Genomic DNA, 11648 nt, shown 5'->3' on the forward strand with positions numbered 1-11648 from the left:
CGGTTCTTGTCCTCAGGTCAAGTGATGTGCGCAATTATTGGGCGATAGCCCCGTTTGCCGCTCATGATTTAATCATTTCCGGACGGGGGCTGAATTTCTGCACCGGCAAATTTGCGCCTTTCGGGCTCCGCTACGAAGCATGACCTCGCCCGGCAACGGTGGCCCAGACGCCACATCCGGGTGCGCAGCCACCGCTGAGGGAGATCAGGCGGACCGCCCGCGCAATTGGCAACAAGAACTGGTTCCGGGGTCTCGATGCGTGCTGCCAAAAGCCCGCCCGCACGCCCCGAACGGAGGGATGAAATGACAACTTTCAAGAAAACCGCCGCCTCAGTGCTGGCCCTCGGCCTCACCGCCGGCGCCGCCTCGGCGCAAGAGGTGAGCTGCCCGATCAAGGTCGGCGTGCTGCACTCGCTTTCCGGCACCATGGCGATTTCCGAGACCACGCTGAAAGAGACAATGGAAATGCTGGTCGCCGACCAGAACGAGAAGGGCGGCCTGCTGGGTTGCGATCTCGAAGCCGTCGTCGTCGACCCGGCCTCCGACTGGCCGCTCTTTGCCGAAAAGGCCCGCGAGCTGCTCACCGTCCACGAGGTCGATGTGATCTTCGGCAACTGGACGAGCGTAAGCCGCAAATCCGTGCTGCCGGTGATCGAAGAGCTGAACGGCCTTCTGTTCTACCCGGTGCAGTATGAGGGCGAAGAGTCCTCCAAAAACGTGTTCTACACCGGCGCCGCTCCCAACCAGCAGGCCATTCCGGCCACCGACTACTATCTTGAAGAGCTGGGCGTCGAGAAATTCGCGCTGCTGGGCACCGACTATGTCTATCCCCGCACCACCAACAACATCCTAGAGTCCTACCTGAAGGACAAAGGCATTGCCGAAGAGGATATCTTCGTCAACTACACCCCCTTCGGCCATTCCGACTGGTCCAAGATCGTGTCCGACGTGGTGGCGCTGGGCGCCGACGGCAAGAAGGTCGGCGTGATTTCCACCATCAACGGCGACGCCAACATCGGTTTCTACAAGGAGCTGGCCGCGCAGGGCATCTCCGCCGAAGACATTCCCGTAGTGGCCTTCTCCGTGGGTGAAGAAGAACTCGCCGGTCTCGACACCTCCAACCTCGTCGGCCACCTCGCCGCCTGGAACTACTTCATGTCCGCCGACACCGAGGCCAACGCCGAATTCATCGCCAAGTGGCATGAGTTCATCGGCTCCGAGGATCGCGTCACCAACGACCCGATGGAAGCCCATTACATCGGCTTCAACATGTGGGTGAACGCCGCCACCGAGGCCGGCACCACCGATGTCGACCCCGTGCGCGAGGCGATGTGGGGCCAGGAGTTCCCCAACCTGACCGGCGGCACCGCCGTGATGGGCGTCAACCACCACCTCTCCAAGCCGGTGCTCATCGGTGAAATCCGCGAGGATGGCCAGTTCGACATCATCTCCGAGACCGATCCCGTGCCGGGCGACGCCTGGACCGACTTCCTGCCGGAATCGGCTGTGCTGAAGTCGGATTGGAAAGATCTCGAATGCGGCATGTACAACACCGAAACCTCGACCTGCGTGCAGCTCGAAAGCAACTACTGAGCCCTCTCGCTCAGCCGGGCGGCGCCCCCTCGTGCGCCGCCCGAATTGCCATCGAAAGGGGCGGCCCGCGCTGCCCCCTTCGGACCCAAGGAACAAACGCGCGGTGGGACTTTCCAGCATGATCAAGGCCTTGAAGGCTCTGGCGCTCCTCGGCGCCCTCATCCTCGGCGCGCCGCTCTCGGCGCAGGACACGGCGACTGACAGCCCCGCTGACGCAATCACCCCAGGCCCGATCCAGAGCCTGCTGCAAGAACACGCCGCCGACATCGCCAAGCCCTCCCGCCGCACCATCCAGCCGGTGATCGACGCGCTCGCAGGCTCCGGCCTGCCCGGCATGCAGCAAGTGCTGCAAACCTGGGAAGCCCGCGAGATGTATCAGCGCGAAAGCGACGGCTGGTTCTTCGCCGGCGAGAAGGGCCCCGAGCGCACCGTGATCCTTACCGATTTCGACAGCGGCGAAGTGCTGGAGCCCGTGCCCTCCGATACGGTCGATATCCTGCGCCCCAACTCCGGCGTGCGCGGCCTCATCGCCTCCGCCCTCGTCCGCTTCCAGCTGCAAGACGAGAACCCCGCGCTGCGCCAAGACGCGCTCACCGCCATCTCCCGCAACCCCGACCCCTCGCACCTCGCACCCCTTGCCGAGAGCATCGAGGGCGAGCCGGACCCGTCGATGAAGGCCCAGAAAGAGCGGCTGCTGACCCTTCTCACCATCGCCTATGGCGAGGAAGAAGCCGACCGTGTCGCCGCGATCGAAAGCGTCGCGGGCGATCTCAACGTCGACACCCGTGCCACCCTCAACCCGCTCGTCGCCACCACCCGCCGCCTTGCGGAAGGTGAAATCCCCGAGGCGGCCAACGTCGCCCGCACCCTGCGCCCCGGCACCGAAGAGCTGCCGCGCGGCGAAGCCTATGATCTGGTCGCCGCCGAGGCCGGTCTGCCTGCCCGGATCGACCCCGCCGACAGGCGCAACGTGCTGCAAGCCAATGTCGCTGACGGTGCCGTCGGCGGCGTGCCGCTGGCAGAGCTGAACACCGACGCCGCCCGCGAACGCGCCTATGAGGCGCTCGAAGCCTCCGGCGCCGTTCCACCCGCGCCCACCGAGGCCGAGATCGACGAGGCCCTTGCCCGTTTCACCTTCTACGAAGAATACGCCGAGCCCTCCGAGGCGGTGACGACCGCCGCCACCAAGGCCCTGCGCACCATCGATTCCAAGGTGGCGCTCAACACCGCCGCCGACCTCGGGCTCGACGCGCTCTCGCTCGCCTCCATCTACTTCCTCGCCGCCATCGGGCTGGCCATCACCTTCGGGGTGATGGGCGTCATCAACATGGCCCACGGCGAGTTCATCATGATGGGCGCCTACACCGGCTACGTGGTGCAGCAGATCATCCCCAACCACACGGTTTCGATCATCGTCGCCATTCCCCTCGCCTTCGCCGTCACCTTCGCCGCGGGCGTGGCGATGGAGCGGCTGGTGATCCGCTGGCTCTACAACCGCCCGCTCGAAACCCTGCTGGCCACCTTCGGCATCTCTATCGCCCTCCAGCAGCTCGCCAAGAACATCTTCGGCACCCAGGCCCGCCCGCTCACCGCGCCGGGCTGGCTCGACGGCCAATGGCAGATCAACGAAATCATCGGCATCTCCATGATCCGCGTCGCCATCTTCGTGCTGGCCATCGTCTTCCTGCTCTTCTTCCTCTTCCTGATGAAGAAAACCCGCCTCGGGCTGGAGACTCGCGCCGTCACCCAAAACCCCCGCATGGCCGCCTCGATGGGCATCAACCCGGGCCGCGTGAACATGCTCACCTTCGGCCTCGGCTCCGGCATCGCGGGCATCGCCGGGGTGGCCATCGGCCTCTATGCGAAGGTGACGAGCGAACTCGGGGCCGACTACATCGTGCAGAGCTTCATGACCGTCGTTGTCGGTGGTGTCGGCAACATCTGGGGCACGCTCCTTGGCGCAGGCATGATCGGGAGCTTGCAGAAGGGCATCGAGTGGCTGAACCCCTCCAACACGCTCGCCGCGCAAACCTACATGATCATCTTCATCATCATCTTCATCCAGTTCCGCCCAAGGGGCATCATCGCCCTCAAGGGCCGCGCGGCGGGGGATTGAGCATGTTTGGTTTGACCCTCCGCACCCCCCGCCTGACGTCACAGAGCAAGGCCAGCGCCCGTCCCGCACGGGGCGCCTTCCAACAAGCGCGGCCATCACCGCCCCGCGCTCCGGCGCCGTTCGCTATAACGTCACCGAAGCGCCCGCCCCGTCACGCCGAAGGCGTGCCTCTGGCACGACGGGGGGCGGGACGGGCGCTGGCCGCCGTTGGCGGCCGGGTGCTTCGCTCTTTCCGTAGCTCAATTGTTCGGAGGGCCACCCAATGAACCGCTCCTTCATCGCCCGTAACCCCTCCATCCTCATCTTCCTCGCCTGCCTCGCGATCTTCACCGTCGCCGTCACCGTGGCCTCCGAAGGCTTCGGCCTCGGCCTCATTTCCACCTCCTTCGTCAAGACACTGGGCAAAACCCTCTGCCTCTGCCTCGTCGCCGTCGCGATGGACCTGATCTGGGGCTACTGCGGCATCCTCTCCCTCGGGCACTTCGCCTTCTTCGGCCTCGGCGGCTACATGATCGGCATGTGGCTGATGTATGAGCGCACCCGCCTCATCGTGACCGAAAGCATGGCCGCGCAGGAAATTCCGCCAACCCCGCAAGAGGTGATCGACGCCATCGGCACGCAAATCTTCGGCGTGGTCGGCTCGTCCGAATTCCCCCTCATCTGGTCCTTCGCCCACTCGCTGACCCTGCAACTCATCCTCGTGGTCGCCGTGCCGGGCCTCCTCGCCCTCGTCTTCGGCTGGCTCGCCTTCCGCTCCCGTGTCGCAGGCGTTTACCTCTCGATCCTGACCCAAGCGATGACCCTCGCCCTCGCGCTCTACCTCTTCCAGAATGACTCCGGCCTGCGCGGCAACAACGGCCTCTCCGGCCTGCAAAACCTCCCCGGCGTCACGGCCTCGCAAGACGTGGTGTCGATCTGGTTCCTCTGGGGCTCCGCCCTCGCGCTCGGCCTCGGCTACCTGCTCTCCGCATGGGTCGTCTCCGGCAAGTTCGGCTCGGTCATCCGCGGCATCCGCGACAACGAGGCCCGCGTGCGGTTCTTGGGCTACTCGGTCGAAACCTACAAACTGGCCATGTTCACCCTCACCGCCTGCATCGCAGGCATCGCGGGCGCGCTCTATTACCCGCAAGCGGGCATCATCAACCCGGCCGAAATCGCCCCCATCGCCTCGATCTACCTCGCCGTCTGGGTCGCCATCGGGGGCAGGGGCCGCCTCTACGGCGCAGTCATCGGCGCAGCCCTCGTCAGCCTCGTCTCCACCTACTTCACCGGCGGTCAGGCCCCCGACATCCCGCTCGGCTTCTACACCATCAGCTGGGTCGACTGGTGGACGGTTCTGCTCGGCCTCACCTTCGTTCTCGTCACCCTCTTCGCCCCCAAGGGCATCGGCGGGCTGTTCGACCTCGTGGCAGAGCGCTTCCCGTCCAACCGCCACGGCGCAGATTACGGCCACGACGCGGGCGCCAAGCGCGAGGAGGAAGGCCAATGAGCACCCTGCTGGAAGTCAACGGCATCTCCGTCACCTTCGATGGCTACAAGGCGATCCGGAACCTCAGCTTCAACATCGGTGAGGCAGAGTTGCGCGCCATCATCGGCCCCAACGGCGCTGGCAAAACCACCTTCATGGATATCGTCACCGGCAAGACCAAACCCGATGAGGGCAAGGTGATCTGGGGCGAGATGAGCCGCAACCTCGTGGGCATGAACGAGGCCAAGATTGCCCAGGCGGGCATTGGCCGCAAATTTCAGAAGCCCACCGTGTTCGAAGATCAGACCGTGCGTGAAAACCTCACCATGGCTCTGCAAAACAAGCGCGGATGGTCCTCCGTCCTGTTCTGGAAGCCCTCCCGCGCCGATGAGGGCCGCGTCGAGGAACTGGCAGGCGAAATCGGCCTCGCCGATGCGCTGGAGCGCACCTCGGGCGAGTTGTCTCACGGGCAAAAGCAATGGCTCGAAATCGGCATGCTGCTCGCGCAAGAGCCGCGCCTCCTGCTGGTCGACGAACCGGCCGCAGGCATGACTCTGGCCGAGCGCGAGCACACCACCGAAATCCTCAAGGAAGCGGCCAAAACCCGCGCCGTGGTGGTGGTCGAACACGACATGGAATTTGTCCGCCGGCTCGAATGCAAGGTGACGGTGCTGCACGAAGGCTCGGTGCTGGCCGAAGGCTCGCTCGACCACGTCACCTCCAACCCAGACGTCATCGAGGTGTATCTTGGCCGCTGATCCTTCCAAACCCGACATGCTCAAGCTCGACGGCCTAACGCTTCACTACGGCCATAGCCAGATCCTCCACGGCATCTCCATGGAGGCCCGCCTCGGCGAGGTCACCTGCGTGATGGGCACCAACGGCGTCGGCAAGACCTCCCTGATGAAGGCCATCTCCGGCACCCATGCCCGCTCCGGCGGCACCGTCACTTTCGACGGCACCGAGATCGGGAAGCTCCCCGCCCACGAGATGGCCCAACGCGGGCTGGCCTATGTGCCGCAGGGGCGTGATATCTTCCCCCTGCTCACCGTGAAGGAAAACCTCGAAACCGCCTACGCCTGCCTGCCCAAGTCAGAGCACTTCATCCCAGATGAGGTTTTCGAGCTCTTCCCGATCCTCAAGGATTTCATCGCCCGTCGCGGCGGCGACCTCTCCGGCGGCCAGCAACAGCAACTCGCCATCGCCCGCGCGATGATGACCAAGCCCAAACTGCTGCTGCTCGACGAGCCGACCGAGGGCATCCAGCCCAACATCATCCAGCAGATCGGCAAGGTCATCGAATACCTGCGCGACCGGGGCGACATGGCGATCATCCTCGTCGAGCAATACTTCGAGTTCGCCTACAACCTCGCCGACCGTTTCGTGGTGCTGAGACGCGGCGAAGTCACCGCCCGCGGCGCGCGTGGCGAGATCGAGAAGAGCGAGCTGATGGCCGAAGTCTCCGTCTGAGTTTCCGACCGGCATGGCGCTCCCGGACCGTGAGCCTGGCAGTCTCATGGCATCAACGGCGTGTTGCATGAGCGAACCGCCCAGCCACCATGGGCAGCCGGTTCGCTGTTTGAAGGTCTGCTGTGCGGGACTTTGCTGCCGTTTGGTCTCGGACGTCCAATGTCTGCGTCATCACTTGTGCCGCTCGATATTCCCGCCATGATGGGGGCTTGATTGGCCTGTTGACACGTCCTGTTTATAGCGCCTCTGCGACGCAACACAGAAGAAGAGTAGGCCATGGGCGCAGTACTCGGGACCGATATCTTTGAAGCGGACAACGCAAACCTGGTTCACCCGGATGGCCATTCGGTTGGATCAGCAATGGCAGATGACATCGAACAATACCTGGATGGCATCAAGGGCCAGGCAATGGTTGCCTACGCAAAGGAGGTCATGGCGAAAGGCGGAACCTTCAGCGTTTACGGCTACGACTTTGCGGCACCGTTTCGGGCTGAGATACCGGAAGATATGTTGCCCAAGAAACTGCTCGTCGATACGGGCGCAAAAATTCCAGACTACTACTCGAACTTTGGCTTTTTCTTTGTCAGCAATGCTTTCAAGATGTTGGTCGACGAATTCGACGCAGATCAGCATCAGTTTTCGCCAGTCGAGATCGTGGACAGGTCTGGGGCCGCATATTCCAGGTCCGACTATTTTGTTTTCAATTGCCGCCAGGTTCTGAACACGGTTGATGAAACCAGCGAGAATTTGGAGTTTGTGGCGTCAAGCAACCCGAAGCCCGGCGACGGCGATCCAATCCCGTTTACATGCACCTCGGGAAACCCATTCCGAGTGTTCAAGGATAAGATCGGTGATGCGGGTCTTTGGCAGGAACTCAGATGTTTGCGCGCAACTTTTGCTTCCGAGGCTTTTTGGCAGGAGGCCAAGGCCCGGAACTTGACCGGAATGATGCGCCATACCGACTTCGAGGAGATTTGACTTGCGCAAGAGCAAAGAGTCACATCGACCTTAAGTCTGGCAGTGTGCCCTAAAGAACGAGTTTGTTAGAACACTAGCGAAGAAGCAGACCCTAGCTGCACCGCAGAGAATCTGCACAAAGGGCTCCCCTCCGCTATTCGCTACACAACCCAAGAACAGCCGCTTTTCATACAAAGCCCCCATCCGGCTTGCGCCGCCCATCCGGCTTGCGCCGCTCAACCGGCGCACGCGGTCGCCACTGTCGCCCAGCGCGCCAGACCCCCAGCCGACACACATTCCCCCCCGGAGCCCTCTCGCGCTACACTTGTCCAGCAACGAAAGGCCTCTGATGACCCTCATCCCCCAAACCCTCTCCCTCATCGGCACCGGCATGCTGGGCCGCGAGATCGCCCGCGGCCTGCTCGCCTCAGGCCATCCGGCCGAGCGGCTGATCCTCGCCAACACCACCGGCACCCCGCCAGAGGGCCTGCCCTGCCGCACCACCACGCCCGCCTTGGCTGCTGAAGAGGCCGATGCGATCCTCCTCTGCGTGCCGCCCGCCGCCGCACCCGCGCTTGGCCTCAGCACTACCAAGCCCGTGCTCTCCACTATGGCCGGCGTCACGCTCGCCCGGCTCGCCGAGCTCACCGGCAGCCCCCGCACCATCCGCGCCATGTCCTCCCCCGCCGCTGGCCTGGGCCTCGCCTTCTCCCCCTGGGCCGCCGCCCCCGGCGCCACACCGGCGGACAAAGCCCTCGCCAACGCCCTCTTCTCCGCCATCGGAACCACGGCCGAACTCCCCGACGAAGCCCAGGTCGACGTCTTCACCGCCATCACCGGCCCCGTCCCCGGCTTCGTCGCCTTCTTCGCCGAGGCGGTGCAGGCCTATGCGCAATCCGAGGGCATCGCCCCCGAAACCGCGCTCGCCGCCACCCGCCAACTCTTCCTGGCCGCCGGGCAGATGCTGGCGACCGGCCCCGCGCCCGCCGGACATGTGCAACAGATGGTCGACTACGCCGGCACCACCGCCGCCGGGCTCGAAGCCATGCGCGCCTCGCCGCTCGCCGACCTCATCGCCCAAGGCCTCGCCGCCGCGACCGCCCGCGCCCGCACCATCGGCTGACGCGGGGCAGGGGGCTTTCCAGCCCGCCCCGCCCGGTGCTAAACCGGCGCGACCTCAGAAAGACCACCCATGACCAGCCCCAGCTACGCCCGCCCCCCCGGCGGCCTCCCGCCGCAGACCGATAAACTCGCCTCCGCCGCCACCTTCACCCCGGCCTACGCGGTGATCCCGGCCAGCGTGCAGCGCGATATCGTCACCTCCTTCCTGCCCGGCTGGCGCGAAACCCGCTTCTGGGTGCTCGCCCGCCCGCTCTCGGGCTTTGCCGAAACCTTCTCGCATTACATCGCCGAACTCGCCCCCGGCGGCGGCACCACCCGCGAGGAGGGCGAAGAGGGCGTGCAATCGGCGCTCTTTCTGACCCACGGCGCGGCGCGGCTCGACATCGGCGGCGAAACCCACCTGCTGACCCCGGGCAGCTTCTGCTACATCCCGCCTTCCGCGCGCTGGTCACTCACCGCCGAAGGCGAGGGCGATTGTGTCTTCCACTGGCACCGCAAGCGCTACCAACCGGTCGATGGGCTCGACGCGCCCGCCTTCCTGCACCGCAACGAGCAGGAGATCACGCCCACGCCCATGCCCTCGGCGCCCGAATGGGCGACCACACGCTTCGTGGACCCGGCCGATCTGGCGTTTGATTTCCACATCACCATCGTCACCCTGCAACCCGGCGCCAGCATCCCCTTCCTTGAAACCCACGTCATGGAACACGGCCTCTACGTGCTTGAAGGCAAGGGCGCCTACCGGCTCAATGCCGATTGGGTCGAGGTTGGGCCGGGCGATTACATGTGGCTGCGCGCCTTCTGCCCGCAAGCCTGCTACGCCGGTGGCCCCGGCCCCTTCCGCTACCTGCTCTACAAAGACGTCAACCGCCACGCCGTCCTGCCGCCGGTGCCCCACCTGTAGGGTGGGCAATCTGCCCACGACCCCGGCCCCGCCTCAAAACACCAGGCTCCGGTGCACCGCCGCCCCGGTAAACGCCCCTTGCCCCACAGCCAGCGCGATCGAATGCGGCTGCTTCGCCGCGTCTCCGCAAGAAAACACCCCCGCCACGCTGGTCGCGCCCATCGCATCCACCACCAAAACGCCCCCCATCGGCGTTTCCTCCACCGCGCAGCCCATCGCTTGCGGCAAGGGCGACGCGGGCCACACCCGGCTCACCGCGAACAATCCGGCAAACCGCAGCGCCCGCCCGTCGGCCAAATGCGCCACCGGCCCGGACTCCAGCCGCACCAATTCCGCGTCCTCAACCCGCACCCCGCGTGCCGCCAGCGCCGCCACCTGCTCCGGCGTGGGCACCGCCCCGGCGGGCAAAAACGTCACCTCGCCCCACTCGGTAATCAACTCCGCCACATGGGCACTCAACTCCGAGCTGCCGATGACGCCAATGTCGCCGCGCTCCAACTCGTAGCCGTGGCAATAGGGGCAATGAAACACCTCCCGCCCCCAAAGCGGCTCCAGCCCCTCGATCTCCGGCAGGTCATCCCGCACCCCCACGGCAAACACCAGCCGCCGCCCCTCCAGCACCCGGCCCCCTGCCAGCTCCACCCTGAAGCCGTCCATCTCGCCAGAGGCCGCAACCGCCCCGCCCTCAACCCACTCCAGCGTGCCATAGCGCTCCAATTGCGCCCGCGAAATCTCCAGCAAGCTGCCCGGCGGCGTGCCATCACGGGTGAAAAACCCCTGCGCATGAGCCGCGCGCCGGTTGCGCGGACGGCCTGCGTCCACCACCGCCACCGAGCGCCGCGCCCGCAGGAGTTGGAGCGCAGCAGATTGCCCGGCGGGGCCACCGCCGATCACGATCACATCGAATGTCATTGTTTTACCCTTTCAAAGCTCCGCCGGACTGTCCGGCAGCCTTATGCGCCGCAAACCGCGCGCCAAACTCTTCGGCCAAATCGGCCAGCGTCACCGCCTCAAACCGCTTGAGCAGCAAGGCCTCGGCGGCGGCAAAGGCATCGTCCATCACTGCGTTCACCGATTGCTCCACAAGGCAGCCGGGCGCCTCGCTCTTGTTGCCGATGGCAAACACCGTCGGCTCTCCCAGCGCCTCATGCAGCGCCCGCAGCGTCACGCTTTCCAGCGGCACCGCCACCTCCCAGCCGCCCGCCGCGCCCCGTGTCGAGGTCACCAAGCCGGCCTCGCGCAGCAGCCCCATGGTGCGCCGCACCACAACCGGGTTGGTGCTCATGCATTTGGCCAGCACCTCCGAGCTCATCGGCCCGTCATGCTCGGCCATATGCAGCAGCGCATGAAGCACCGAAGAGAGCCTGCTATCGCGTTTCATCACTGCCTCCGACTAAACGTAACTTTTGATATTACGATTCGAGCCCGCCATGCAATCCCCTTCACAGCCTCGTCATCCCGGACCGCTCCGGCTTTCCAACCCGCGCCAGCGCCCTTAGGCCATCGCCAAACCCACCGGAGCCGCCAATGCCCTTCGTCTTCACTCGCTTGCCCCAGATCGCCCCCGACCTGCTGCTCGCCCACATGAACGATGCGCGCATCGCCGCACACCTGCCGCTTCTCACCCAGCCCTGGGCGGCGGATGACGTGGCCGATTTCGTCGCCGCGAAAGAGGCCACCTGGGCGCGTGACGGCCTCGGCCACTGGGCTTTTCTCGACGGCGAGAGCTACATCGGCTGGGGCGGCTTCCAGAAAGAGGGCGACGAGTGGGATTTCGGCCTCGTCCTCACCCCGGCTGCCTTCGGGCTGGGCCGCCGCATCGCCGCGCAGGCGCTGGACCATGCCCGCGCCGACCCGCGCATCCCCTTCGTTACCTTCCTGCTCGCCCCCTCCCGTCGCCACCTCTCGGCACTCCGCCGGATGGGCGCCGCGCCTGTGGGCGAAGTCGCCCACGCGGGCCAGAGGTTTCTCAAGTTCCGGCTCGATACCGCATAGCAGGGCAGGGGTTGCCCCCGGCG

11 protein-coding genes are annotated in these 11648 nt (G+C 65.3%); 9 read left to right on the top strand and 2 right to left on the bottom strand.

Features of this window, described 5'->3' with window-relative positions; genetic code table 11:
* Positions 1-303 precede the first annotated feature (303 nt).
* The 8 genes from urtA to FHY55_RS06260 all read left to right on the top strand — a co-directional run bounded on the left by urtA (position 304) and on the right by FHY55_RS06260 (position 9630).
* Positions 304-1593, top strand: a complete 1290-nt coding sequence (gene urtA, locus FHY55_RS06225; RefSeq protein ID WP_140013363.1) for an urea ABC transporter substrate-binding protein — start codon at positions 304-306, stop codon at positions 1591-1593.
* A 118-nt stretch (positions 1594-1711) separates the two neighbouring features.
* Positions 1712-3709, top strand: coding sequence for an urea ABC transporter permease subunit UrtB (gene urtB / locus FHY55_RS06230; RefSeq protein ID WP_140013364.1), 1998 nt, complete (start codon positions 1712-1714; stop codon positions 3707-3709).
* A 262-nt stretch (positions 3710-3971) separates the two neighbouring features.
* Positions 3972-5198: an urea ABC transporter permease subunit UrtC gene (urtC, locus tag FHY55_RS06235; protein WP_140013365.1), complete on the top strand. Its 1227-nt coding sequence runs from the start codon at positions 3972-3974 to the stop codon at positions 5196-5198.
* Entirely contained in the window at positions 5195-5935 is a 741-nt protein-coding gene (gene urtD / locus FHY55_RS06240) for an urea ABC transporter ATP-binding protein UrtD (protein WP_140013366.1), read from the top strand. Before urtC ends, urtD begins: the two co-directional genes overlap by 4 nt.
* Before the next feature lie 16 nt (positions 5936-5951).
* Positions 5952-6647 carry an urea ABC transporter ATP-binding subunit UrtE gene (gene urtE / locus FHY55_RS06245; RefSeq protein ID WP_140016021.1) on the top strand — a complete coding sequence of 232 codons (696 nt, stop codon included), beginning with the start codon at positions 5952-5954 and terminating at the stop codon, positions 6645-6647.
* A 276-nt stretch (positions 6648-6923) separates the two neighbouring features.
* Positions 6924-7625, top strand: coding sequence for an imm11 family protein (locus FHY55_RS06250; RefSeq protein ID WP_140013367.1), 702 nt, complete (start codon positions 6924-6926; stop codon positions 7623-7625).
* Between the two features lie 328 nt (positions 7626-7953).
* The gene (locus tag FHY55_RS20860) at positions 7954-8727 is read left to right on the top strand and encodes a pyrroline-5-carboxylate reductase (RefSeq protein WP_140013368.1); all 774 of its coding nucleotides are present in this window, start codon (positions 7954-7956) and stop codon (positions 8725-8727) included.
* Between the two features lie 69 nt (positions 8728-8796).
* Positions 8797-9630 carry a bifunctional allantoicase/(S)-ureidoglycine aminohydrolase gene (locus tag FHY55_RS06260; RefSeq protein WP_140013369.1) on the top strand — a complete coding sequence of 278 codons (834 nt, stop codon included), beginning with the start codon at positions 8797-8799 and terminating at the stop codon, positions 9628-9630.
* A 33-nt stretch (positions 9631-9663) separates the two neighbouring features.
* On the opposite strand, the gene FHY55_RS06265 is transcribed toward FHY55_RS06260, so the two are convergent.
* Together FHY55_RS06265 and FHY55_RS06270 are read right to left on the bottom strand one after the other, a co-directional pair.
* Positions 9664-10542 (bottom strand): NAD(P)/FAD-dependent oxidoreductase, encoded by an 879-nt coding sequence (locus tag FHY55_RS06265; RefSeq protein WP_140013370.1) that lies wholly within the window; start codon positions 10540-10542, stop codon positions 9664-9666.
* Between the two features lie 4 nt (positions 10543-10546).
* Positions 10547-11011, bottom strand: a complete 465-nt coding sequence (locus FHY55_RS06270) for an Rrf2 family transcriptional regulator (RefSeq protein WP_140013371.1) — start codon at positions 11009-11011, stop codon at positions 10547-10549.
* A gap of 146 nt (positions 11012-11157) precedes the next feature.
* Between FHY55_RS06270 and FHY55_RS06275 the strand changes: the two genes are divergently transcribed.
* Entirely contained in the window at positions 11158-11625 is a 468-nt protein-coding gene (locus FHY55_RS06275) for a GNAT family N-acetyltransferase (RefSeq protein ID WP_140013372.1), read from the top strand.
* Positions 11626-11648 lie beyond the last annotated feature (23 nt).

Origin of the sequence: Oceanicola sp. D3, assembly GCF_006351965.1 — a bacterium.
Taxonomy (GTDB): Bacteria; Pseudomonadota; Alphaproteobacteria; order Rhodobacterales; family Rhodobacteraceae; genus Vannielia.

What these genes read in the sequence shown, in the direction of transcription:
- urtA (WP_140013363.1), top strand. Translation starts at nt 304, where the DNA reads ATGACAACTTTCAAGAAAACCGCCGCCTCAGTGCTGGCCCTCGGCCTC.
- urtE (WP_140016021.1), top strand. Translation starts at nt 5,952, where the DNA reads ATGCTCAAGCTCGACGGCCTAACGCTTCACTACGGCCATAGCCAGATC.
- FHY55_RS06270 (WP_140013371.1), bottom strand. Translation starts at nt 11,011, where the DNA reads ATGAAACGCGATAGCAGGCTCTCTTCGGTGCTTCATGCGCTGCTGCAT.
- FHY55_RS06260 (WP_140013369.1), top strand. Translation starts at nt 8,797, where the DNA reads ATGACCAGCCCCAGCTACGCCCGCCCCCCCGGCGGCCTCCCGCCGCAG.
- urtC (WP_140013365.1), top strand. Translation starts at nt 3,972, where the DNA reads ATGAACCGCTCCTTCATCGCCCGTAACCCCTCCATCCTCATCTTCCTC.
- FHY55_RS20860 (WP_140013368.1), top strand. Translation starts at nt 7,954, where the DNA reads ATGACCCTCATCCCCCAAACCCTCTCCCTCATCGGCACCGGCATGCTG.
- urtB (WP_140013364.1), top strand. Translation starts at nt 1,712, where the DNA reads ATGATCAAGGCCTTGAAGGCTCTGGCGCTCCTCGGCGCCCTCATCCTC.
- FHY55_RS06250 (WP_140013367.1), top strand. Translation starts at nt 6,924, where the DNA reads ATGGGCGCAGTACTCGGGACCGATATCTTTGAAGCGGACAACGCAAAC.
- urtD (WP_140013366.1), top strand. Translation starts at nt 5,195, where the DNA reads ATGAGCACCCTGCTGGAAGTCAACGGCATCTCCGTCACCTTCGATGGC.
- FHY55_RS06275 (WP_140013372.1), top strand. Translation starts at nt 11,158, where the DNA reads ATGCCCTTCGTCTTCACTCGCTTGCCCCAGATCGCCCCCGACCTGCTG.
- FHY55_RS06265 (WP_140013370.1), bottom strand. Translation starts at nt 10,542, where the DNA reads ATGACATTCGATGTGATCGTGATCGGCGGTGGCCCCGCCGGGCAATCT.